The sequence below is a fragment of the Variovorax sp. Varisp53 genome (assembly GCF_059491555.1).
In genome coordinates this window covers 4,220,724-4,243,355 of sequence record NZ_CP168512.1, presented here as the reverse complement: position 1 = coordinate 4,243,355, position 22,632 = coordinate 4,220,724, and the positions used below count along the sequence as shown (strand labels likewise).

25 protein-coding genes and 3 tRNA genes are annotated in these 22,632 nt (G+C 66.8%); 17 read left to right on the top strand and 11 right to left on the bottom strand.

Annotated features, from left to right (window positions below):
- Positions 1–75: 75 nt before the first annotated feature.
- Genes ACEOAB_RS19820 through ACEOAB_RS19805 form a run of 4 tightly spaced genes read left to right on the top strand, consistent with a single transcriptional unit; the run spans position 76 to position 2,675 of the window.
- Positions 76–1,137: an aldo/keto reductase gene (locus ACEOAB_RS19820; RefSeq protein ID WP_413747933.1), complete on the top strand. Its 1,062-nt coding sequence runs from the start codon at positions 76–78 to the stop codon at positions 1,135–1,137.
- Positions 1,134–1,625 (top strand): aminoacyl-tRNA deacylase, encoded by a 492-nt coding sequence (locus ACEOAB_RS19815; protein WP_413747934.1) that lies wholly within the window; start codon positions 1,134–1,136, stop codon positions 1,623–1,625. Before ACEOAB_RS19820 ends, ACEOAB_RS19815 begins: the two co-directional genes overlap by 4 nt.
- 53 nt (positions 1,626–1,678) lie before the next feature.
- Positions 1,679–2,314 carry a glycerol-3-phosphate 1-O-acyltransferase PlsY gene (gene plsY, locus ACEOAB_RS19810; protein ID WP_413747935.1) on the top strand — a complete coding sequence of 212 codons (636 nt, stop codon included), beginning with the start codon at positions 1,679–1,681 and terminating at the stop codon, positions 2,312–2,314.
- A gap of 7 nt (positions 2,315–2,321) precedes the next feature.
- Positions 2,322–2,675, top strand: a complete 354-nt coding sequence (locus tag ACEOAB_RS19805) for a RidA family protein (RefSeq protein ID WP_413747936.1) — start codon at positions 2,322–2,324, stop codon at positions 2,673–2,675.
- Between the two features lie 10 nt (positions 2,676–2,685).
- Here the strand turns inward: ACEOAB_RS19805 and ACEOAB_RS19800 are convergent, their stop codons facing one another.
- Positions 2,686–3,330 (bottom strand): retropepsin-like aspartic protease family protein, encoded by a 645-nt coding sequence (locus ACEOAB_RS19800; protein WP_413747937.1) that lies wholly within the window; start codon positions 3,328–3,330, stop codon positions 2,686–2,688.
- A 10-nt stretch (positions 3,331–3,340) separates the two neighbouring features.
- Positions 3,341–3,826 carry a YajQ family cyclic di-GMP-binding protein gene (locus ACEOAB_RS19795; RefSeq protein ID WP_007835529.1) on the bottom strand — a complete coding sequence of 162 codons (486 nt, stop codon included), beginning with the start codon at positions 3,824–3,826 and terminating at the stop codon, positions 3,341–3,343.
- A 45-nt stretch (positions 3,827–3,871) separates the two neighbouring features.
- Here ACEOAB_RS19795 and murB point away from each other — a divergent pair, with 45 nt between their 5' ends.
- Positions 3,872–4,924 (top strand): UDP-N-acetylmuramate dehydrogenase, encoded by a 1,053-nt coding sequence (gene murB, locus ACEOAB_RS19790; protein ID WP_495653061.1) that lies wholly within the window; start codon positions 3,872–3,874, stop codon positions 4,922–4,924.
- A 4-nt stretch (positions 4,925–4,928) separates the two neighbouring features.
- Positions 4,929–5,771, top strand: a complete 843-nt coding sequence (locus ACEOAB_RS19785; RefSeq protein ID WP_413747939.1) for a glycine-rich domain-containing protein — start codon at positions 4,929–4,931, stop codon at positions 5,769–5,771.
- An 84-nt stretch (positions 5,772–5,855) separates the two neighbouring features.
- On the opposite strand, the gene argG is transcribed toward ACEOAB_RS19785, so the two are convergent.
- From argG to ACEOAB_RS19765, 4 genes are all read right to left on the bottom strand, one after another.
- On the bottom strand, positions 5,856–7,196 hold the full coding sequence (argG, locus tag ACEOAB_RS19780; protein WP_413747940.1) for an argininosuccinate synthase: 1,341 nt from the start codon (positions 7,194–7,196) through the stop codon (positions 5,856–5,858).
- Between the two features lie 16 nt (positions 7,197–7,212).
- Entirely contained in the window at positions 7,213–7,539 is a 327-nt protein-coding gene (ppnP, locus tag ACEOAB_RS19775) for a pyrimidine/purine nucleoside phosphorylase (RefSeq protein WP_413747941.1), read from the bottom strand.
- Positions 7,540–7,664: 125 nt separating this feature from the next.
- Positions 7,665–8,243 (bottom strand): hypothetical protein, encoded by a 579-nt coding sequence (locus ACEOAB_RS19770; RefSeq protein WP_413747942.1) that lies wholly within the window; start codon positions 8,241–8,243, stop codon positions 7,665–7,667.
- Between the two features lie 58 nt (positions 8,244–8,301).
- Positions 8,302–8,655, bottom strand: coding sequence for an ArsC family reductase (locus tag ACEOAB_RS19765; protein ID WP_056519447.1), 354 nt, complete (start codon positions 8,653–8,655; stop codon positions 8,302–8,304).
- A 36-nt stretch (positions 8,656–8,691) separates the two neighbouring features.
- On the opposite strand from ACEOAB_RS19765, the gene folC reads away from it, so the two are divergent.
- The 9 genes from folC (at position 8,692) to ACEOAB_RS19720 (ending at position 15,989) form a co-directional block, all read left to right on the top strand.
- On the top strand, positions 8,692–9,999 hold the full coding sequence (gene folC / locus ACEOAB_RS19760) for a bifunctional tetrahydrofolate synthase/dihydrofolate synthase (protein WP_413747943.1): 1,308 nt from the start codon (positions 8,692–8,694) through the stop codon (positions 9,997–9,999).
- A gap of 61 nt (positions 10,000–10,060) precedes the next feature.
- Positions 10,061–10,951: an SPOR domain-containing protein gene (locus ACEOAB_RS19755; protein WP_056589794.1), complete on the top strand. Its 891-nt coding sequence runs from the start codon at positions 10,061–10,063 to the stop codon at positions 10,949–10,951.
- A 21-nt stretch (positions 10,952–10,972) separates the two neighbouring features.
- Complete coding sequence (locus ACEOAB_RS19750; protein WP_007835514.1) at positions 10,973–11,458, top strand: CvpA family protein; 486 nt, start codon at positions 10,973–10,975, stop codon at positions 11,456–11,458.
- A gap of 12 nt (positions 11,459–11,470) precedes the next feature.
- Positions 11,471–12,973 (top strand): amidophosphoribosyltransferase, encoded by a 1,503-nt coding sequence (gene purF / locus ACEOAB_RS19745; RefSeq protein ID WP_056589797.1) that lies wholly within the window; start codon positions 11,471–11,473, stop codon positions 12,971–12,973.
- A gap of 11 nt (positions 12,974–12,984) precedes the next feature.
- A complete protein-coding gene (locus ACEOAB_RS19740; RefSeq protein ID WP_056589800.1) occupies positions 12,985–14,211 on the top strand; it encodes an O-succinylhomoserine sulfhydrylase in 1,227 nt (408 codons plus the stop codon).
- 4 nt (positions 14,212–14,215) lie between these two features.
- Positions 14,216–15,604, top strand: coding sequence for a glutamate--tRNA ligase (gene gltX, locus ACEOAB_RS19735; protein WP_413747944.1), 1,389 nt, complete (start codon positions 14,216–14,218; stop codon positions 15,602–15,604).
- Positions 15,605–15,640: 36 nt separating this feature from the next.
- Positions 15,641–15,716 (top strand) — tRNA-Ala (locus ACEOAB_RS19730).
- A 51-nt stretch (positions 15,717–15,767) separates the two neighbouring features.
- A tRNA-Glu gene (locus ACEOAB_RS19725) sits at positions 15,768–15,843 on the top strand.
- Between the two features lie 69 nt (positions 15,844–15,912).
- A tRNA-Asp gene (locus ACEOAB_RS19720) sits at positions 15,913–15,989 on the top strand.
- Positions 15,990–16,208: 219 nt separating this feature from the next.
- Here ACEOAB_RS19720 and ACEOAB_RS19715 read toward each other — a convergent pair.
- Positions 16,209–17,384: a M20 aminoacylase family protein gene (locus tag ACEOAB_RS19715; RefSeq protein WP_413747945.1), complete on the bottom strand. Its 1,176-nt coding sequence runs from the start codon at positions 17,382–17,384 to the stop codon at positions 16,209–16,211.
- Between the two features lie 10 nt (positions 17,385–17,394).
- A complete protein-coding gene (locus tag ACEOAB_RS19710; RefSeq protein ID WP_413747946.1) occupies positions 17,395–18,378 on the bottom strand; it encodes a tripartite tricarboxylate transporter substrate binding protein in 984 nt (327 codons plus the stop codon).
- A 132-nt stretch (positions 18,379–18,510) separates the two neighbouring features.
- Between ACEOAB_RS19710 and ACEOAB_RS19705 the strand changes: the two genes are divergently transcribed.
- Positions 18,511–19,395 (top strand): LysR family transcriptional regulator, encoded by an 885-nt coding sequence (locus ACEOAB_RS19705; RefSeq protein ID WP_056589812.1) that lies wholly within the window; start codon positions 18,511–18,513, stop codon positions 19,393–19,395.
- Between the two features lie 103 nt (positions 19,396–19,498).
- Here ACEOAB_RS19705 and ACEOAB_RS19700 read toward each other — a convergent pair whose 3' ends face one another.
- On the bottom strand, positions 19,499–20,116 hold the full coding sequence (locus ACEOAB_RS19700) for a TetR/AcrR family transcriptional regulator (protein ID WP_413747947.1): 618 nt from the start codon (positions 20,114–20,116) through the stop codon (positions 19,499–19,501).
- A 54-nt stretch (positions 20,117–20,170) separates the two neighbouring features.
- Between ACEOAB_RS19700 and ACEOAB_RS19695 the strand changes: the two genes are divergently transcribed.
- Positions 20,171–20,899 (top strand): nitroreductase family protein, encoded by a 729-nt coding sequence (locus ACEOAB_RS19695; RefSeq protein WP_413747948.1) that lies wholly within the window; start codon positions 20,171–20,173, stop codon positions 20,897–20,899.
- A 72-nt stretch (positions 20,900–20,971) separates the two neighbouring features.
- Here ACEOAB_RS19695 and ACEOAB_RS19690 read toward each other — a convergent pair whose 3' ends face one another.
- Positions 20,972–21,430 (bottom strand): hypothetical protein, encoded by a 459-nt coding sequence (locus tag ACEOAB_RS19690; RefSeq protein ID WP_413747949.1) that lies wholly within the window; start codon positions 21,428–21,430, stop codon positions 20,972–20,974.
- A 147-nt stretch (positions 21,431–21,577) separates the two neighbouring features.
- Entirely contained in the window at positions 21,578–22,630 is a 1,053-nt protein-coding gene (locus ACEOAB_RS19685; RefSeq protein WP_413747950.1) for a HAMP domain-containing sensor histidine kinase, read from the bottom strand.
- Positions 22,631–22,632 lie beyond the last annotated feature (2 nt).

Below are 22,632 nucleotides of genomic sequence, written 5' to 3'. Positions count from 1 at the left end.
GCCGGCCGTCACGGATTGCTCGGGTTTTGGCGCAGCGGCCAGCGGGTTGCGGGTCGGGGCGGTAGCATCCCGCGCATGAAAAAGATCCAACTCGGTCAAAGCGACCTGCACGTCACCCCGATCTGCCTCGGCACGATGACCTTCGGCGAACAGGTCGACGAGCCCACCTCCCACGCCATCCTGAGTCGCTCGCTCGAGCGCGGCGTCGACTTCATCGACACCGCCGAGATGTATTCGGTGCCCGCGCGCAAGGAAACCTACAGCGTCACCGAAACCATCATCGGCAACTGGTTCGCCGCCAACCCCGGTGCGCGCCAGAAGCTGGTGGTTGCGACCAAGGTGGCCGGCCCGTCGCGCGGCATGCCCTGGGTGCGCGAGGGCAGCGGCATGACGGCGGCCGACATCGAGGCCTCGTGCAACGCCAGCCTGAAGCGGCTGCAGACGGACGTCATCGACCTCTACCAGATCCACTGGCCGGAACGCCACGTGCCGATGTTCGGCAACGTCTACTACGACCCGGCGAAGGAAACATCGCAGACCCCGATCCAGGAGCAGCTCGAAGCGCTGGGCAGGCTGGTGAAGGCGGGCAAGGTGCGCGCCATCGGCCTGTCGAACGAAACGCCCTACGGCGTGCACGAGTTCGTGCGGCTGGCCGAGCAGCACGGGCTGCCGCGCGTGGCGACGGTGCAGAACGTGTACAGCCTCATCAGCCGGGGCCACGAGAACGCGCTGGACGAGACGATGCACCGGCTGGGCGTGTCGCTGCTGGCGTATTCGCCGCTGGCCTTCGGCCTGTTGACGGGCAAGTACGACCAGAGCGGCATCGAGGGGCCCGATGCGCCCAAGGGCGCGCGGATTTCGAGTTATGAATCGGTGCGCAAGCAGCGTTGGGGCCGTCCCGATTCGCTGCGCGCGGCCAGGCGCTACAACCAGCTGGCGCGCGACAACGGCCTGACGCCGACCCGACTGGCGCTGGCCTTCTGCTACACGAAGTGGCAGGTGGCGAGCACGATCATCGGCGTGACCTCGCTGGCGCAGCTGGAAGAAGAACTGGACGCGTACGGCACCACGCTGTCGCCCGAGATCCTGGCGGAGATCGACAAGATCCGCTGGGAAATCCGCGATCCGGCGGCGTGAGCAAGAAGACCCACGTGTCCGAAACGCCCGCAACGCAGCTGTTGCGGACGCACAAGGTCGCGTTCACGGAGCATCCCTACGAGTACGTCGAGCACGGCGGTGCGCAGCGGGGCGCCGAGATGCTCGGGCTCGACCCGTTCACCGTCATCAAGACGCTGGTGATGCAGGACCAGGACGCCAGGCCGCTGATCGTGCTGATGCACGGCAACCGCACGGTGTCTACCAAGAACCTCGCGCGGCAGATCGGCGCCAAGTCGGTCGAGCCCTGCAAGCCCGAGGTGGCCCAGCGGCACAGCGGCTACATGGTGGGCGGCACGTCGCCGTTCGGCACGCGGCGCGAGATGCCGGTGTACGTGGAGGCCACCGTTCTCGAGCTGCAGAAGATCGTGCTCAACGGCGGGCGCCGGGGCTACCTGATCGGCATCGATCCGCAGGTGTGCGTGGCGCTGCTGGGCGCGAAGCCCGTGCAGTGTGCGCTGGCAGAATAGCCGGCGGCGGTCGTCGCCGGATAGAACAACAACCATCTCCGCGGAGCGCCGCCTTGAGTTTCAACTTGCCTTCCCTCATCGCCATCGTGGCGTCGTACCTGATCGGCTCGCTGTCCTTCGCGGTCATCGTGAGCAAGGCGCTCGGCATGGCCGATCCGCGCAGCTATGGCAGCAAGAACCCGGGCGCCACCAACGTGCTGCGCTCGGGCAACAAAGGCGCGGCGTTGGCCACTCTGCTGCTCGATGCGGTCAAGGGCTGGGTGCCGGTGTTCTTCATTCACCGATTCGGCGCGCAATGGGGGCTGGGGGAGGGGGTTGCCGCGCTGGCCGGCCTGGCTGCGTTCCTCGGCCACCTGTATCCGGTGTTCTTCGGCTTCCAGGGCGGCAAGGGCGTGGCCACCGCGGCGGGCGTGCTGGTGGGCATCGCGCCCTGGCTGGGGTTGGCGACGGGCGCCACATGGCTGATCGTCGCGGTCTTCTTTCGTTACTCGTCGCTGTCGTCGCTGGCGGCCGCCTTCTTTGCGCCGGCCTACTATCTGATCGGCGGCGGCATCGCGTGGCCACTCGACCGCACGGTGCTGATCGCGATCATCGTCATGAGTCTGCTGCTGATCTGGCGGCACCGCGAAAACATCCGCCGGCTCGCGGCCGGCACGGAGTCGAAACTCGGCTCGAAGAAAAAGGCTTGAAAACACCATGGCTTCCATCACTCGCTTCCACGTCGGCCCCCGCCTCTCCGAGACGGCAGTGCACAACGGTACCGTCTACCTCGCGGGCCAGGTGCCCGACGACACCACGCAGGACATCCGCGGCCAGACCGCGCAGGTGTTGGGCATGGTCGACCGCCTGCTGGCCGAGGCCGGCAGCGACAAGTCGCGCATCCTCATGACGCAGATCTTCCTGGCGGACATCACCGACATCACCGCCATGAACGAGGTGTGGGACGCGTGGATTCCGGCCGGCAATACGCCGCCGCGTGCGACCGTGCAGGCCAAGATGGCCAATGCGGCCTACAAGATCGAGATCGTCGTCACGGCCGCGCAGGCCTGACACCGGGGCTTCAATAGCGTTTTTCGAGGACCATCTGGTCCGCGTCGCGCCGCATCGAGAAGCGATTGATGAAGCTGTTGCCCAGCAGCACGAAGGGCATGGCCTGCGGCGAGACGATGGCGTCGATGTCGTAGACCTCGACGTCGCCCACGCGCACCGATTGCAGGCGCAGCCGGTAGCCCTGCGCCTGCCCGTTGGCGGTGTTCATCACGACGCGCTGGCCCTTGCTGTAGTCGAGCCCGATGCGCAGGGCATCGTCGGCCGACAGTGCGATCGACGTGGCGCCCGTGTCGAGCATGAAGGTGACGGGCCGGCCGTTGATGGCGCCCTGTGTCATGAAATGCCCGCGGCTGTCGGCCGACAGCACGACGCGGCTGCCCCCACCGCCCGTTCCGCCCCCGCCACCGATGCTGACCGGCGTGTCCATGCGCAGATTGACGCGCTTGCCATCGAGTTCGACCACGGCCTGCTCGGCCTGCAGCGACACCAGTTTCACGCCCTGGTAGCTCTCGCCAACCGCGACGGTCTTGGGCGGGTTGCCGTTCACGATCAGGATGGCGCGGCTGCCGATGCTGCCGGTCAGGGTGACCGAGCCGGCGGCATGCGCCACGGCAGCGGCAGCCAGCAGCTGCGCTGCGACGACGAGCGCTTTCATGCGGGCGGGCTCAGTCGCGGAAGTTGTTGAACGTGAGCGGCATGTCCGGCACGTCCTTCTTGATGAGCGCCATCGCGGCCTGGAGATCGTCGCGCTTGGCGCCGGTGATGCGCACCGCGTCGCCCTGGATCGCGGCCTGCACCTTGAGCTTGCTGTCCTTGACGATGCGGGTGATTTTCTTGGCCTGCTCGCTCTCGATGCCGCTCTTGATCTTGATGACCTGCTTGACCTTGTCGCCGCCCATCTTCTGGACGTCGCCCTTGTCGAGGAAGCGCACGTCGACGCTGCGCTTGGTGAGCTTGCTGCGCAGGATGTCTTCGACCTGCACGAGCTGGAACTCGGCGTCGCCGATCATGGTGATCTCCTTGTCCTTGAGCTCGACGGCGGCGGCCGTGCCCTTGAAATCGAAGCGCGTTGCGATTTCCTTGGCGGTGTTCTCGACCGCGTTCTTCACTTCGGGCAGGTTGGGCTCGCAGACGGTATCGAAGGACGGCATGGACTCTCTCCTGAATTCACTTGTGCTGGATGCGACAATTCTCCCATGATCGTGGAGTCCAACGTCCCGCTGCAGCCCTACAACAGCTTCGGCATCGTCGCGCGTGCGCAGCATCTGGTGCGCATCGCCAGCAAGGCCGACCTGGTCGCGCTGCATGCCGACGAGGCATGGCGCGATGCGCCCCGCTTCGTGCTGGGCGGCGGCAGCAACATCGTGCTCACGGGCGACGTCAAGCCGCTGGTGCTGAAGATCGAGATCAAGGGCCTGCGGCTGGTGGAAGAAACCCCGCGCGCCTGGATCGTCGAGGCCGGTGCCGGCGAGAACTGGCACGACGCCGTCGAATGGATGGTGCGCAGCGGCTACCCGGGGCTCGAAAACCTGGCGCTGATTCCGGGCACGGTGGGCGGCTCGCCGGTGCAGAACATCGGCGCCTACGGGGTCGAACTGCAGGACCGCTTCGAGTCGCTCGACGCCTACGACCTGGAAACCGGTCGCAGCTTCGTGCTCGACGCCGCGCAGTGCGCCTTCGGCTATCGCGATTCGGTGTTCAAGCACGTGCGCAGCGGCCCGAACGACTTCGGACTGGCAGGCCGGGCGGTGATCACCCGGGTGCGATTCCGTTTGCCCAAGCCGTGGAAGGCCGTGGTCGGCTACCTCGACCTGGAGCGCAAGATGGAAGAAACCGGCAACTTCACGCCGGACGCCCAGGACATCTTCGACTGGATCTGCGCCATCCGCCGCGCCAAGCTGCCCGACTGGCGCGTGCTGGGCAACGCCGGCAGCTTCTTCAAGAACCCGACGGTCACACCCGAGCAGTGCGCCGACATCATTGCGCGTGACCCGAAGATCGTGCACTACCCGATGGCCGACGGCAGCATCAAGCTTGCGGCCGGCTGGCTCATCGACGCCTGCGGCTGGAAAGGCAAGTCGGTGGGCAACGCCGGCGTGTACGCGCGGCAGGCGCGGGTGCTGGTCAACCGCGGCGGCCGCGAGAACCCGGTGACGGGCGGCGAGGTGATGACCCTGGCCAAGGCCATCCAGACCAGCGTGTACGAGCGCTTCGGCATCCGGCTGGAGCCGGAACCGGTGGTGGTCTGACGGCATGGATCTCGATTTCCTGCACCTGAATTTCCGCCGCCGCATCGGCGCCCTCGTGTGGGCCCGGCGCGCGGTGCCGCTCGTCGCGCTGGCCGCCGTGTTCCTGGGTTCGCGCCGCTGGGGCTCGGTGGTGGCCGTGATCGTGGTGGCGCTGCTGTTCTCGGCGGTGCTCAAGTTCCTCGAAACCAGCCTGCGCCGCCAGTTCATCCGCGAGGCCCGGCTGCCGCCGTTCCTCATCGGCAAGCTGCGCGAGGCGCATCCGCAACTGAGCCGGCGCGACGCCGAGCTGGTGCTGCGCGGCCTGCGCCAGTTCTTCATGTCGCACCTGCGCAGCGACCGCAAGTTCGTCGCCATGCCATCGAAGGTGGTCGACACGGCGTGGCACGAGTTCATCCTGCACACGCAGGGCTACCAGAACTGGTGCAAGGCGGCCTTCGGCGCCATGCTGCACCACAGTCCGGCCGAGGTGCTGGGCAAGGACGCCCGGCGCAACGACGGCCTGCGCCGCACCTGGTACTGGGCCTGCAAGGAGGAGAGCATCGATCCGCGCAAGCCGGCTCGGCTGCCGCTGCTGTTTGCGCTGGACATCAAGTTCGCCATTGCGGGCGGCTTCCACTATGTGCCCGACTGCCGTGCGGTCGAGCGGCACATCGGTTCCGACGCCCAATGCGGCACCAGCTTCGGGGAATCGTCATCGTCGGATGGCGGCAGTGCGGGCGATGCCGGCGGGTTCGGCGGCAGCGAATCGAGCAGCAGTGGCGGCGATGGCGGCTCCAGCGATGGCGGTGGCTCGTCCGACGGCGGAGGCGGTTGTGGCGGCGGCTGTGGTGGAGGCGGCGGCGACTGATACCCTGTCAGCGCGCACCAAAGAAAAACGGGCCCGAAAGGGCCCGTTGGCGTTTCTGCCCCCGGGGGAGGCAGGGCGCGGCGATCAGTTCGCGTCGCCGTCGTTGGCCAGCTTCGGCAGCGAAGCGCCTTCGCTCGACGACAGCAGGCCGACCTGCGTGTAGATCGCGAGCTTCTCGCGCGTGTCGACGATGTCGAGGTTGCGCATCGTGAGCTGGCCGATGCGGTCCAGCGGCGTGAACGCGCCCTCGACCTTTTCCATGCTCAGGCGCTCGGGCTTGTACGTGAGGTTGGCCGACTCGGTGTTCATGATCGAGTAGTCGTTGCCGCGGCGCAGCTCGATCGTCACCTCGCCGGTGATGGCGCGTGCCACCCAGCGTTGCGCCGTCTCGCGCAGCATGATGGCCTGCGGGTCGAACCAGCGGCCCTGGTAGAGCAGGCGGCCGAGCTTGCGGCCGTTGTCGCGGTACTGCTCGATGGTGTCTTCGTTGTGGATGCCGGTGACGAGGCGCTCGTAGGCGATGAACAGCAGCGCGAGGCCGGGCGCCTCGTAGATGCCGCGGCTCTTGGCTTCGATGATGCGGTTCTCGATCTGGTCGCTCATGCCCAGGCCGTGGCGGCCGCCGATGCGGTTGGCTTCGAGGATCAGGTCGACCAGGTTCGAATAGCGCACGCCGTTTAGCGCAACGGGTACGCCTTCTTCGAAGCGCACCGAGACGGTCTCGCGCTTCACTTCGACTTCGTCCTTCCAGAAGGCCACGCCCATGATGGGCTGCACGATCTGGATGCCGCTGTTCAGGTGCTCGAGGTCCTTGGCCTCGTGCGTCGCGCCGAGCATGTTCGAGTCGGTCGAGTAGGCCTTCTCGGCCGACATCTTGTAGGCGAAGCCGGCCTTCTGCATGAACGCTGACATCTCGGCGCGGCCGCCCAGCTCGTCGATGAAGACCTGGTCGAGCCAGGGCTTGTAGATCTTCAGGTTGGGGTTGGTGAGCAGGCCGTAGCGGTAGAAACGTTCGATGTCGTTGCCCTTGTAGGTGCTGCCGTCGCCCCAGATGTGGACGTCGTCTTCCTTCATGGCCGACACCAGCATCGTGCCGGTGACGGCACGGCCCAGCGGCGTGGTGTTGAAGTAGGTGACGCCGGCGGTGGTCACGTGGAAGGCGCCGGCCTGCAGCGCGGCGATGCCTTCGTTGGCGAGTTGCACGCGGCAGTCGATCAGGCGGGCGTTCTCGGCGCCGTAGAGCATCGCCTTGCGCGGGATCTCGTCGTAGTCGGGCTCGTCGGGCTGGCCGAGGTTGGCGGTGTAGGCGTAGGGGACGGCGCCCTTCAGCTTCATCCAGTGCAGCGCTGCGCTGGTGTCCAGGCCGCCCGAGAAGGCGATGCCGACCTTCTGGCCGGCGGGTACGTTTTGGAGGATGGTCGACATGTCAGGAGGTCCGGTTTCAGCCGAAGTGGCAGATGTAGCTGTAGGGCTCGCCAGTCACGCGGATCTGGAAGCTCGAGTTGCCCGGCACGTTGAACTTCTGGCCCGGACCCGAGGCAATCCATTCGGTGCTGCCCGCGAGCTGGTACTCGCAGCTGCCGCCGGTGCCTTCCATGATTTCAGGCGCGCCGGTGTTGAAAGTGAGGGTGGACGGCAGGATCACGCCGACCGATTTCTTCGTGCCGTCCGCCAGCGTGAGGCTGTGGCTCACGCATTTGCCGTCGAAGTACACATTGGCCTTGGTGGCCACTGCGGCGCTGTTGAGAGTGTCGGTAGTCGTCGTCATTGGATGGCGCCGGCGCGGGAGCGGTCGGCAAATCGAGGACGCACCGCACCAGCGGCGCACCCGTCAAGGGTTGGAAAAGTCCTCGATTTTAGGGGCTCGGGCGGCATGGGCCGCCGGCCAGCGGCTCAGCGGTGCCAGCCGCGGTATCCGCCACCCCAGCCGCGGTAGTAGCCACCGCCCCAGCCGCGCGAATAGCCGAGGTTCAGCGAGAAGCCGACCGGCGGATAGACGTAGGGATAGGCATAGGGGTACGGGTAGGCCGGCTGCACGTAGACGGGGGCGGCATACACCGGTGCCGGCTGGTAGACCGGCGCGGGGGCGTTGGAGACGACCACGCCCGGCTCGGGCACCACGTTGTCCCATGGCGAGCCGCCGTACTGCGGATAGCCGTTGTCGGCCTCGACCGGATAGGGCTGCAACTGCGGCTGTGGCGCCACCGGTGAGGTCGTCACGCCGTAGGCGCTGGCCTGGATCGAAATGGTCGCGCCGGGCCGGCTGTTCATGCGGGTGGTGTACTGGCGGCCGTTGTATTCATACGTGACGTTGTAGTTGACGTCGCTGCCGGTCGTTTCGCGGATCGGCGTGGCGGAGATCACGCGGGCCTGGACCATCTGGTTCTGCTGGGCGTGCACGAGCCCGGTGCCGGCGGCCAAGGTTGCGGCCACGGAAATGCCGGCGAGGGTGCGAAAAACGTGCGTGTTCATGGTGTGTTTCTCCTGCGGATCGGGGTTGGAGGCCGGGCAGCAGGCCGGGTTCCGGCGTTTACACGGCGTTGACAGCCCAGGCGTCGGCGTCGAACCCTGTCGTAACGGGTTTTTTCGCCCCCCAGTTGACCACCGGCCGCTTGATCAGGCTGGGGTTGGCCAGCAGCACGGCGCGGGCCGAGCCGGCATCGACCACGCCCTCGCGGGTGGCGTCGTCCAGCTTGCGCCAGGTAGTGCCCTTGCGGTTGACCAGGGCCTCCCATCCGGGCTTTTTCAGCCACTGGTCGAGCTCGGCCTCGGGCACGCCCTGTTTCTTGAAATCGTGGAAGGTGTAGGCCACGCCATGTTCATCGAGCCAGGCGCGGGCGCGCTTGACGGTGTCGCAGTTCGGAATGCCGTATAGGGTTGTCATGCCCGCGATGATGCCCTGGGCGGCCAGTCGGCGACAATGCCGGCCTCCATGGAAACCCTTAACGACTGGCTCGCGCGCGCCGAGCACCTCCATCCCAAGAACATTGAACTCGGGCTCGAGCGCGCCAAGGAAATGGCGCAGCGCCTCGGCCTGCGCTTCGGCTGCCCCGTGATCACGGTGGCGGGCACGAACGGCAAGGGCTCGACCTGCGCCATGCTCGAATCGATCTTGACGCACGCGGGCTATCGCACGGCGGTGTTCACCTCGCCGCACCTCGTGCGCTTCGAAGAGCGCCTGCGGCTCAAGGGCGAAGCCGTCGATGCTTCCAAACTGATAGCAAGTTTCGAAGTGGTGGAAAAGGCGCGCGGCGACATGAGCCTGACCTACTTCGAGTTCACGACGCTCGGCATCCTGCATTGCATGACCGAGGAAAAGCCCGACGTGGCGATTCTCGAGGTCGGCCTGGGAGGGCGGCTCGACGTGGTCAACATCATCGACACCGACTGCGCGGTCATCACCAGCATCGACCTCGACCACATGGAATACCTCGGGCCCGACCGCGAAAGCATCGGCTTCGAGAAGGCCGGCATCATGCGGCCGGGCAAGCCCGCCATCGTGAGCGACCCGATGCCGCCGCAGAGCGTGATCGACCATGCGAACGCGATCGGCGCCGACCTCTGGCGCTTCGGGACCGACTTCAACGTGTCGGGCGACAAGCAGCAGTGGGGCTGGTCGGGTCGTGGCCGGCGCTACAGCGGGCTGGCCTACCCGGCGCTGCGCGGGGCCAACCAGCTCATCAATGCGGCCGGCGTGCTCGCGGCGCTCGAAGCCCTGCGGCCGCAGTTGCCGATCACCGCGCAGGCCGTGCGCAACGGGCTCGCGATGGTCGAGTTGCCGGGCCGCTTCCAGATCGTGCCGGGCGAGCCCGCGCTGGTGCTCGACGTGGCGCACAACGCCCATGCCGTGGCCGCGCTGGCCGAGAACCTCGACGCGATGGGCTTCTATCCCACCACGCACGGCGTATTCGGCGTGATGGCCGACAAGGACCTCGCACCGATCCTCGCGCGCATCGGGCCGCTGATCGACCGCTGGTACTTCACCGACCTGCCCACGCCGCGCGCCGCCAAGGCCGCCGACCTGCTGGCCAGCTGGCAGGCGCAGAACACGCGCACCGACGCCTCGGGCAGCGTGCACGCGGGCCCGATGGAAGCGTTGCGCGCAGCCATCGAGCAGGCGGGGCCCGCTGATAGAATCGTGGTCTTCGGATCGTTCTTCACCGTGGGTGGCGTGCTCGAAAACGGCACCCCCCGGCTGCAAGCCAAACACCTGCTGCCAGGCGGCTGATCGTCGGGCTGTCCACACCATCTGGCACCACCTCGCTGCACTCCTTCAGGGATCGAACTTCATGGCGTTTTTCAAGTTCCGCACGCGCGGCCCGCAAGGCAACGAAGGACGCAGCGCCCCAGCCGCCGTCCCCGCGGAAAGTGTCGAAACCATGCGTCGGCGTGCACGCCACCGGTTGCTCGGCGCAGCGGTGCTGGTGCTGCTCGGCGTGATCGGTTTTCCGCTGCTGTTCGATACGCAGCCGCGCCCCGTGTCGGTCGACATTCCCATCGAGATTCCCGACCGCAACAAGGTCAAGCCACTGCCCGTGCCCGCTGCACCGGCGCCCACCACGAGCAGCGCGCCGGCAGCGCCCGACAGCGGCAGCAGTTCGCGCGTGGCTTCGGCGTCGTCCGGCGGCATGATCACCGAGACCGCCGACGGCACGGTGATCGAATCCGGCAGGCCCGTGCCCAGCACGCCGCCCGTCGCGGCCGCCGAGCCCAAGCCGGAGCCGAAGCCCAAGCCGGAGCCCAAGCCCGAGGCCAAACCTGAACACAAGCCGGAGGCCAAGCCCGAACACAAGCCGGAACCCAAACCCGAGCCCAAGCCGAAGCCCGAACCCAAGCCCGAAGCGAAGCCCAAGCCGGCCGACTCGGGCGATGCTGCCCGTGCCCGCGCGCTGCTCGAAGGCAAGCCCGTCGCGACGGCTGCCGCGCCGAAGCCCGCCGCCGATGAAAGCGGCCGCTTCGTGGTGCAGGTCGGCGCTTTCGCCGATGCCGACAAGGCGCGCGAAGTGCGCCAGAAGCTCGAGAAGGCCGGCCTCAAGACCTACGTGCACGTGGCCAAGACGGCCGACGGCGAGCAGCGCACGCGTGTGCGTGTGGGCCCCTTCGGTTCGCGTGCCGAGGCCGACCGCGCGGCGGAAAAGGTCAAGGGCTTGTCTTTGGCGGCTGCGATCCTCACGTTGTAAGAGCTGTCGCCTGCTGTTGCCGTGGCCTTGCTCGACTGGATCGCCGTCGCGCTCATCGGGGTGTCGATGCTGTTCGGCCTGATGCGCGGGCTGGTGTTCGAAGTGATTTCGCTGATCGGCTGGGTGGCGGCTTTCATTGCCGCCCAGTGGCTGGCTTCCGGCGTGGCGGCATGGCTGCCGTTCGGCGATCCGCAGGGGGCGTGGCGTTATCCGCTGGCCTTCGTGCTGGTCTTCGTGGCGGTGGTGTTCGGCGTGGGCCTGGTGGCAGCGCTCACGCGCAAGTTGATCACGGTCGTGGGTCTGCGGCCGGTGGACCGGATTCTGGGAGCGGCGTTCGGTGCGGCGCGGGGTGCGGTGGCCCTGCTCGTGCTGGCCGTCGTTGTTCATTTGCTGGTGTTGAGCGACAGTGCCTGGTGGCACGAATCGCGCAGCGCCATTGTTCTCGATGCGGCATTGCAGGGCCTGAAACCCGCGCTGCCTGAAAAGTTGGCAAGCTACCTGCCCTGAGAGGAATCGTTCATGTGTGGAATCGTCGGCGTTGTCAGCAACGCACCCGTCAATCAGCTGCTCTATGACGCGATGCTGCTGTTGCAGCACCGTGGCCAGGATGCGGCCGGCATCGTGACCTTGCTCGAGCGCAAGTTCTTCATGCACAAGGCCAAGGGCATGGTCCGCGACGTGTTCCGCACGCGCAACATGCGCGCGCTGCCGGGCAGCGTGGGCCTGGGCCAGGTGCGCTATCCGACCGCCGGCAATGCCTACAGCGAGGAAGAGGCGCAGCCCTTCTACGTGAACGCGCCCTTCGGCATCGTGCTGGTGCACAACGGCAACCTGACCAACGCGCATGCGCTGCGCGCGGAGCTGTTTTCCACCGACCACCGCCACACCAACACCGAGAGCGACTCCGAGGTGCTGCTCAACGTGCTGGCGCACGAGCTGGAGCGCTCTTCGCGCGGCGTGCCGCTGCACCCGGCCGAAGTGTTCGCCGCGGTCAAGAACATGCACAAGCGCCTGCGCGGCTCGTACGCCGTGGTGTCGCTCATTGCCGGCCACGGCCTGCTCGCCTTCCGCGACCCCTACGGCATTCGCCCGCTGTGCATGGGCCGCAGCGCCGACGGCGCCGTGATGGTGGCCAGCGAATCGGTCGCGCTCGAAGGCTCGGGCCATGTGTTCGAGCGTGACATCGCCCCGGGCGAAGCCGTGTTCATCGACCTCGAAGGCAAGGTGCACTCGATGCAGTGCGCCGAGTCGCCCACGCTGAACCCCTGCATCTTCGAATTCGTGTACCTCGCGCGCCCGGACTCCGTGCTCGACGGGATCTCGGTCTACCAGGCGCGCCTGAACCTCGGCGAAACGCTGGCCAAGCGCGTGGTCTCGACCGTGCCGCCGAACCAGATCGATGTGATCATCCCGATCCCCGAGTCGAGCCGCCCGAGCGCCACGCAGCTCGCGCACCTGCTGGGCGTGCCGTACCGCGAAGGCTTCGTGAAGAACCGCTACGTGGGCCGCACCTTCATCATGCCGGGGCAGGGCGTGCGCAAGAAGTCGGTGCGCCAGAAGCTCAACGTGATCGCCAGCGAATTCAAGGGCCGCAACGTGCTGCTGGTCGACGACTCGATCGTGCGCGGCACCACCAGCCAGGAAATCGTGCAGATGGCGCGTGACGCCGGCGCGCGCAAGGTCTACCTGGCCAGCGCCGCGCCGCCGGTGCGCTACCCCAACGTCTACGGCATCGACATGCCGACCAAGGGCGAACTGGTGGCGCACGACCGCACGGTCGAGCAGATCCGCGAACTTATCGGCTGCGACGCGCTGATCTACCAGGACGTCGATGCCATGAAGCGCGCGATCGGCTCGCTCAACCCCAAGCTCGACGGCTTCGACGCATCGTGCTTCGACGGCGTGTACGTGACCGGCGACATCGACACCGAGGCCATCTCGCGCATGAACGGCAACCGTCCCCGCATCGAAGAGACCGAAGAAGATTCTTCGCGCCTCGCGCTTCCCAACCTCAGCGAGTGAGAGCAGACGAAGTGACCGACGAAGAACGAACACTGCCGCCCGGGCTGCATCCGGAGACGCTCGCACTGCGCACCGGGCTCGCGCCGAGCCAGTACGGCGAGCATTCCGACGCGCTTTTCCTGACCAGCGGCTTCGTGCAGCCCGACGCCGAAACCTCGATGCGCCGTTTCGCGGGCACCGAGCCGGGCTTCACCTACTCGCGCACCTCGAATCCGACCGTGACCAGTTTCGAGCAGCGTATCGCGGCGCTCGAAGGTACGGAAGCGGCGATCGGCGCTTCGACCGGCATGGGCGCGATCCTCATGATGTGCATGGGCCTGCTGAAGGCCGGCGACCATGTGGTCTGCTCGCGCTCGGTGTTCGGCTCCACGCTGAACCTGTTCGGCAAGGAGTTCGCCAAGTTCGGCGTCGAGACCACCTTCGTGTCGCAGACCGACGTGGCCGAATGGCGCGCAGCCGTGAAGCCCAATACCAAGCTGTTGTTTGCCGAGACGCCGACCAACCCGCTGACCGAGGTCTGCGACATCCGCGCGCTGGCCGATGTGGCGCATGCGGCGGGCGCGCTGCTGGCGGTCGACAACTGCTTCTGCACGCCGATCCTGCAGCGTCCGGCGGCGCTGGGCGCCGACCTCGTCATCCACTCGGGCACCAAGCACCTCGACGGCCAGGGCCGCGTGATGGCGGGCGCGATCTGCGGTCCCTCGAAGCTCATCGTCGACGTGTTCGGGCCCATCGTGCGCACCGCCGGCATGGCGCTGGCGCCGTTCAATGCGTGGGTCGTGCTCAAGGGTATCGAGACGCTCGGCATCCGCATGAAGGCGCATTGCGCGAACGCGATGGACATCGCTCAATGGCTCGAGAAGCAGCCGGGCGTTGCACGCGTCTACTATCCCGGGCTCGCCTCGCATTCGCAGCACGAGCTGGCGATGCAGCAGCAGTCGGGGCAGGGCGGCGCGGTGGTGTCGTTCGACGTGGTCGGCGACTCGCCCGAGACGGCGCGCGCCAATGCCTTCCATGTCATGAACAGCACGCGCGTGGTGAGCCTTGCCACCAACCTCGGTGACGTGAAGACCATCATCACGCACCCCGGCACCACCTCGCATGGCCGCCTCACCGAAGCGCAGCGCCAGGCGGCCGGCATCGGCCAGGGGCTGATCCGCCTCGCGGTCGGCCTCGAGCACGCCGACGACATCAAGGCCGACATTGCGCGCGGCCTGAGCACCCTGAATCCACGATAACGAAATGACCGGCAAAGTACGCACCCGCATCGCACCATCCCCCACGGGTTTCCTTCATCTGGGCACGGCACGCACGGCCCTCTACTCGTGGGCCTATGCGCGCCACCATGGCGGCGAGTTCGTGCTGCGCATCGAGGACACCGACGTGGCCCGCTCCACGCAGGACTCGACCGACCAGATCCTCGCGTCGATGCACTGGCTCGGCCTCGACTACGACGAAGGCCCGATCTACCAGATGCAGCGCCTCGAGCGCTACCGCGAAGTCATCGCACAGATGCTCGCGGCCGGCACCGCCTACCACTGCTACTGCACGCCCGCCGAACTCGACGAGATGCGCGAAGCGCAACGCGCGCGCGGCGAGAAGACGCTGTATGACCGCCGTTGGCGCCCCGAGCCGGGCAAGGTGCTGCCGCCCGTGCCCGAAGGCGTGCCGCCGGTGGTGCGTTTCTGCAATCCGCCCGAAGGCGACGTGACGTGGAACGACCTCGTGAAGGGCGAGATCACCATCAACAATCGCGAGATCGACGACCTCATCATCCTGCGGCCCGACGGTGTGCCGACCTACAACTTCGCGGTGGTGGTCGACGACTGGGACATGAACATCACCCACGTGTTCCGCGGCGACGAGCACATCAACAACACGCCGTGGCAGATCAACATCTTCCGCGCACTCGGTGCACCGCTGCCCCAGTTCGGCCATGTGCCCGTGATCCTGGGCGACGATGGACAGAAGCTCTCGAAGCGCCGCGGCGCGGTGAGTGTCACGGCCTACGAAGAGAACGGCTACCTGCCCGAGGCCATGCTCAACTACCTCGCGCGCCTCGGCTGGAGCCACGGCGACGACGAGCTCTTCACGCGCGAACAGATGGTGAGCTGGTTCGACGGTTCGCACTTGTCGAAGAGCCCCGCGCAGTGGGACGCGGCAAAGCTTGCCTGGGTGAATGCGCAGTACATCAAGGCGAAGAGCGGCGACGAGCTCGCCCCGCTTGTTGCAGCACAGTTGCAAAAGCGCGGCATCGTTGCCGATGAACGTTTGCCTGCGATCTGCGCGCTGTTCAAGGACCGTTGCGACACCACGGTGGCGCTGGCGGGGTGGGCTGCCGCGTTCTATGCGGACATCGACGTGACCGAAGCCGATCGCGCGCAGCACATCACCGATGCAGTGAAGCCCGCGATTGCAACACTCGTTGAAAAATTGATGGGCGTGACCTGGGATAAGGCCTCAATCGCAGTTACCATCAAGGAAGTTCTCGCCGCACATGCATTGAAAATGCCGGTGTTGGCGATGCCAGTACGAGTGCTTGTGATGGGAACATCGCAGACACCGTCCCTCGATTCAGTGCTCGAAATTTTTTCCCGCGAAAAAGTTATCGAGCGATTGAAAAAGGCCTGAAAAATCGGGCTATAATTCGAGGCTCGACACCCACACGGGGGTATAGCTCAGCTGGGAGAGCGCTTGCATGGCATGCAAGAGGTCATCGGTTCGATCCCGTTTACCTCCACCATCAAAGTGTCGAGAAGGTTAGAGATGCTGATCGCAGCACGTCCAAGGTTTTGACCCTATCGTCTAGAGGCCTAGGACACCACCCTTTCACGGTGGCTACCGGGGTTCGAATCCCCGTAGGGTCGCCAGTTTCATGCAAGTGAAGCAGGCACGAGTCGTCAACACTCGGCTCCGCAAGGAGTGAACGTTGTCTACCAGGAGTGGTAGTTCAGTTGGTTAGAATACCGGCCTGTCACGCCGGGGGTCGCGGGTTCGAGTCCCGTCCACTCCGCCAAGCTTAGAAGCCCTTGCGAGTCAATGACTTGCAAGGGCTTTTTCTTTGGTGGCGCTAGCAGTTTTGGTGGCAGCCCAATGCTCTGCCTGCGTACCTGGGTGGGCGCTCGTGCTCCTCTCATGCCACGCCTTCGTGGGCCCCGGTTCGGTGCAGTGGCGCGCCTTCCTCGGCCAACCCCATGTCCAAGCGGTCCAGGGCAACAACGAGCGCGGTCTGCCGTTAGTTCAAGAAGCGCTCGGTCAGCAGCACCCAGTAAGCCGCACCGACCGCGACGTTGCCGTCGTTGAAGTCATAGCCGGGGTTGTGCACCATGCATGCACCGTGGCTGTCGCCCTCGCCGTTGCCGATCAGCAGGTAGCTGCCAGGCACGCGCTCCAGCATGAAAGCGAAATCCTCGCTGCCGGGCACCGCCGGGGCCTGCAGCGTGACGCGTTCCGGGCCCAGCAGTTCCAGCGCGACCTCGCGCGCGAAGGCGGTTTCCTTGGGCGTGTTGACCAGCACCGCGTAGCCCGCGCGCCAGTCGATCTGCGCCTTCACGCCAAAGCTTTCGGCCTGCGCCGCGATCAGGGCCTTGATGCGCTCTTCCAGGTGCTGGCGGACGCCGCGATCGAGTGCGCGCACGCTGAGTTCGAGCGTGGCGCTCTGCGGGATCACGTTGTTGGCCTTGCCGGCGTGCACCGCCCCCACCGTCACCACCGCCATCTGCAGCGGATCGATGTTGCGCGACACGACGGTCTGCAGCGCCATCACGATGCTGGCCGCGGCCACGATCGGATCGGCCGCCCGATGCGGCATGGCGCCGTGGCCGCCGATGCCGGTGAGCGTGATCGTCGCGTAGTCGGACGACGCCATCGCCGCGCCCTCGCGCAACGCCAGACGGCCCTGCGGCAGGCCCGGCATGTTGTGCATCGCGAAGATGGCGTCGCAGGGGTACTTGTCGAACAGGCCCTGTTCGATCATGCGCAACGCGCCGCCGCCGCCTTCTTCGGCCGGCTGGAAGATCAGGTTCAGCGTGCCGTCGAAGCGGCCGCGCTCGGCCAGGTGATGCGCAGCGGCGAGCAGCATGGCAGTATGGCCGTCGTGGCCGCAGGCATGCATCACGCCGCCGTGCTCGCTCGCGTAGTCGAGCCCGGTGGCTTCGTCGATGGGCAGTGCATCCATGTCGGCACGCAGGCCAAGGCGGCGCTCGCCGTTGCCGCGCACCAGCCGGCCGACCACGCCGGTGCCGCCGAGGCCGCGTTCCACCGCATAGCCCCAGGCCTCCAGCCGCTCGGCGACCAGGGCCGAGGTGCGGTGTTCGTCGAAGCCGAGCTCGGGATGGCGATGGATGTCGCGCCGGATGTCGATGAACGCATCGGCCTGCGCGTGCAGATCGTCGAGGAGGGTGGTGTTCATGGGTGTCGCTTCACTGGGGTTGCAGGTGGATGGACTTGGCGATCTCGCGGTAGCGCGCGGTCTCCGCCTCGAAGAACCTCGCCGACTCGGCCAGCGTCATCGGCGCCGCGACGACCTGGGTCTGGGCCGCGAGCTGCGTGCGCACGCCCGGGTCCTTCAAGGTCGCACCGATGGCCTTGTGCAGTTTCTGCACCACCTCTTCAGGCGTGTTCTTCGGCACCATGAAGCCGCTCCAGATCTTGTATGCGAAGTTCTTGAGTTCCTTGCCTTCGCTCGCGGTCGGCACGTTCTTCAGCAGCTCCGAGCGCTGCGCACCGAGCTGGCCGATGACCTTGAGCCGGCCCTGCTCGGCCAGCGCGCCCATGGCGGCGCTGTAGACCAGCACCGCGAAGTCGACCTGGCCCCCACCAATGTCTTGCAGCAGCGGCGCGTTGCCCTTGTAGGGCGCGTGCACCAGCTTGATGCCGGCGTCCTGCTGCACCTTTTCAAGAATCAGGTGGTAGAGCGAGCCGATGCCCACGCTGCCATACGAGAGCGGCTTGTCGGCCGACTTGCGGGCCAGCGCGATCAGCTCGTCCACGCTGTCGGCCGGCAGATCCTTGCGGGCGACGAAGACCATCACAGCGTCGGACACCGGATGCACCAGGCGGAAGTCCTCGGTCTTGAGCTTGACCGCCGCGTTGGCCAGCGGCGCGAGGATCACCTCGTTGGGCGAGCCCTGGAAGATGTAGTAGCCGTCGGCCGGCGCCGCCAGCACCTTCTGCGCCCCCATGGCGCCGCTCACGCCGCCCAGGTTTTCCACGATCACCTGCTGGCCCAGTTCCTTGCCCAGTGGCGTGGTGAAGATGCGCGCCGCAGCGTCCGACGGACCACCGGCCGGATAGGGAACCATCAGGTTGACGGGTTTGGTCGGGTAGCCCTGGGCGCTTGCAAGGCCGGCGGCCATCAGCAGGGCGCAACAGAGAAGAAGCGGACGTCGGTACAACGAGGCCATCGGAACTCCTGAAGGGATGCCGGCGCGGTAGGCCGGATGCGGACGAATCCTAGGAGCCGGCAAATCGAACGTCCAATGCATTGTTGGATGCATTAGCATGAATGCAATGCATCCATCCCGAGGGCGCGCGCCGTGAAACTGGTCCAGCTCCGACACCTGATCTCCCTGGCGCAGACCGGTTCCTTCAGCAAGTCCGCGCTGGACCTGCACCTGACGCAGCCGGCGCTCAGCCGCAGCGTGCGTGCGCTCGAGGACGAACTGGGCATGCCGCTGGTCGACCGCATCGGCCGGCGCAACGAGCTCACGGCCTTCGGGCGCGAGGTGCTTGAGCGCGCGCGCGAGCTGGTGTTCGAGGCCGACGAACTGCGCGACAGCGGCCGCAGGCTGCGCGAGGGGGAGAGCGGCGTGTTCCGTATCGGACTGGGCTCGGGGCCGGGCGCCATGCTGATGACACCGTTCCTCCTGCATATGGCGACGCGGCATCCGAAGATGCGCGTAGCGGTGGCGCGCGGCGGCACCGATCTGCTGGCCCAGGCATTGCGCGAGCGCACGCTCGATGCGCTGGTGGTGGATGCGCGCTCGCTCAAGCCCGCGCCCGACCTGAACGTGAGCCTGGTGAGCGAGATGCGCGGAACCTTCATGTGCCGCCGCGGCCATCCGCTCACGCGGCTGCGCAAGGGCGTGAGCTTCGAGGCCGTGCAGCGCTATCCGATCGCCTCCATTCCCTTGAGCGACGAGGTCGCCCGCATGCTGGTCGAGGCCTATGGGCCGCAGGCGCATCCCGCGCATTGCGTCAACGTTCAGTGCGAGGAGATTCCGAGCCTGGTCGAAGTGGCTCGTCGCAGCGATGCGGTGCTGCTGTCCATCCGCGCCGCGGCGCCCGACCTCGTCGAGCTGAAGATGGAGCCATCGCTCCTGGGCGTGGCCCGCTTCGGCATCGTGACGCTGCGCCGGCGCACCGAGGCGCCGGCGATAGGGATCCTGCGTGCCCTGGTGCAGGAACTGATGCACGACTGAGGCTCAGGCGAAGTCGATCCCGCACCTATGCCAGGAGCAGCCTCCCCGCGAGGTTTGGAACGCACCTTGCCGGCGACCTCGGTGCGCAGCGCCCGAACGCGCCTCAGCGCCGACGCGCGAGGTATCCCTCCAGGAGCGCCACGATCTCCTGCACGAAATCCGCCCGCGCCAGAACTTCGGGCCGGTGCGAGGCGTTCTCGTGGATCACGGCGTGCGCCGCCACGAGCCCGATCTGGAGTGCGAATTCGGGATCCGGAACGTTCTTCATGTAGGGGCGCAGCGCTTGCAGCAGCCGCTGGTCAACGGGGCTGCCATCGCGCCGCACGCACCTGACCGATCGCGGCAGTTCCTCGGCGATCGCCCGGTGGACGGCTGGAGCGATCTTGTGCTCGTCCACCATCGACTGCACGAGGACGCCGAGCGCATCGCGCAGCGAGCGCTGGACGGGTAGCTGCGAGAGCGCGTTCGCCAGCGTTTGCCGTGCCTGGGCCACGTGGCGGCGCTCCAGCTCGGCGACGATGGCCTCCTTGTTCGGGAAGTACTGGTAGAGCGAGCTGATGTTGACGCCGGCGCGCTCCGCGATCGCATTGGTGCTCAGCTTGTCCCATCCGCGCTTCACCAGAATGTAAGTAGCAGCTTGCGTTATGGCGTCCACCGTGGCGCGCGAACGCTCCTGGCGCGGTGTTTTCCGGGGAGTCACCGATGGCTTCTTCGTTTTCAAGCGCGGCTCCGAATGCGAGTATCGAATAACAAAGCAAAAGCTTAGTATTTCTCCATGCAGAAGCAAGACATTTCTTTATCGTGGGCCGCGTTCCAGGACCTGAACCGCCGTCGCCGAGCCATCAGGGACTTCGATGGCAACCCGATCCCCGAGGAACAGGTCAGGGCCCTGCTGTCCGAGGCCACCCAGGCGCCCTCCAGCGGCAACCTGCAGCCCTACAGGCTGCACTGGGTCCGGGACCCGGGCGTGAAGGCAAGGATCGCCGCCGCCTGCAATGGCCAGCGCGCGGCCAGCTCGGCGCCGACGCTGGTGGTCATCGAGGCGGGTCGCGAGATCGCGCTCGGCACCGCGGCCCTGCAACGGGCTCACATCGAGGGATCGAGCGACTTCACCGAGCGCGGCAAGAACTATCACCGCGGCCAGATGCGGATGTTCGATCGCGTCCTCGGGCTGGGCTCCTGGCCGATCTGGACGCCGCTCGTGTCGATTGCCGCGCTCCTCAAGCCCAGCCTCTCGCTGCTGCCCATCGGACACCTGGGCAGCCGCGCCTGGGCTGCCCGCAATGCCGCCTTTGCAGCTCAGACGCTCATGCTGGCTGCATCGGCCAGCGGGATCGACTCCTGTCCGATGGAAGGCTTCTCGGCCCCGAAGGTCGCCGGAATCCTCGGGCTGCCTCGCGCGACGGTCATCCCGGTGGTCATCGCACTGGGCTACCGGGCCGTGGAGGCAAGGATCGATGCCAAGTGGCGCAGGCCCATGGCAGACGTGGTCGTGGAGCACTGAAGCCATTCGTTCCGCCGGGGCGGACGGCTCGACCGTCAAGCGGCGTCCACGTGCGTCAAGAAGTGCAAAGCCTCAGGTCCGCGCGCACCATCGGCCGGCCCATCGGGCAGGCCAGCGGGAGCGAGGAGCCTGTTCTGCGCTCATCCAGTGCCCGAATGCCTGCCTGCCGCTGCCGGACCAGTGCAGGTGGACGCTTCGCATGTCCGCGGTGGAGCGCATGGCGTTGCGGCCCATGCTGCACGGATGGAAGACCCTGAAGCCGCGTGCAAAGACGATCTCCAGTATCCAGTGGGACCGGCTGTCCGGCCGGCCGTGCAGTACGAAGCGGCCGTCGGCGGCGAGAACCTTCGCGCCATGTACCTGATGGATGCCGGGTTCGATGTCGTTCCATCGCCTGACGTAGCGCCCGTACATGCGGAACAGCGCCAGCCTCGTCTCGGCATCGTCCAGCACCGCGCCGAAGTCGGCGCAGGACCAACGGTCTCCATCCGGAGGTTGCCCGCCTGTCCAGTACGCATCCGTTTCGTTCATGTTCGCCTCTTCCGAGCTGCCCGTATCCTCGTGCGTGAGGACGGACGGGTATGGCTCGAATGTCGCGGACCGCGCCGTAAAGGGACCTCCGGATACGTCAAGAACTGCAAAGGCCGGCGCAGCCTTGCAGCCGCGTCCGCCGCGCCTTCAGTTGCGCACCGGCAGCGCCAGCGTGACGACGAGCCCGCCCCCTTCGCGCAGGGTGGCCTCCACGGTGCCGCCATGCAGCAGCATCGCGCGCCGCGCGATCGCGAGGCCGAGGCCCGTGCCGCTCACCGATTCGCTGCCCTCGACTCGCGTGAACGGCTCGAAGATGGCCTGCAGCATTCCCGCAGGCACGCCGGGGCCGCGGTCCTGCACGGTGGTGACGAGCATCCTGCCGCCTTCGGCGATGCGCGCGTCCACCTCGATTCGGCTGCCGGGCGGGCTGAACTTCAGGGCGTTGCGGATGACGTTCTCGAAAGCCCGGTAGACGAGCTCGCCGTGCGCCACGATGACGAAGCTGCCCGACGCGTCCAGGCACAGCGTGCGCTGCGATGCGCGGGCCTCGAAGTCCGCGTCGTCGGCAATGGCCTGCAGCAGCTCGATGACGTCGATGCGCTGCTGCGGCACGCCATTTGGCCCGGCATCCAGGCGGTGCAGGGTCAGCAGCTCCTCGATCAGCATGTCCAGCCGCTCGCTCTCGAGCATGATGCGCTCGATCATCGCGACCGCCTGCGCCGGGTCCTGTTGCAGCAAGCCGATCGCCGCCTGGAGCCGGGTCAGCGGCGAGCGCAACTCGTGGGAGATATCGTGCATCAGCGCGCGGTTGGCCTGCGCCAGCTGCTCGATCCGCGCGGCCATGCGGTCGAAGTCGTGCGCAAGGTCGGCGATCTCGTCGCGCCGGCCGCTCATCAGCGGTCCGACCCGAGTATCGAGGCGGCCCTCCGCGAAGCGGTCCATCGCCCAGCTCAGGTGATGCAGCGGGCGCGACAGATACCACGCGAACAGCAGGCTGATCAACAGCACGGCACCGGTGACCGCCAGGAACGGCACCACCGGCACCGGGCCCCACATCGGCAGGCCTTCGGGCGGCGGCGGTGCCTCGTGGCCGGTGAGATACAGGTAGCCCGTCATGGCGCCGATCGCCAGCACCATGCTCATGACGATGGCGAACAGCAACTTCCAGAAGAGGCTGCCGAGCCGGCGTTCGCTTCTCACGG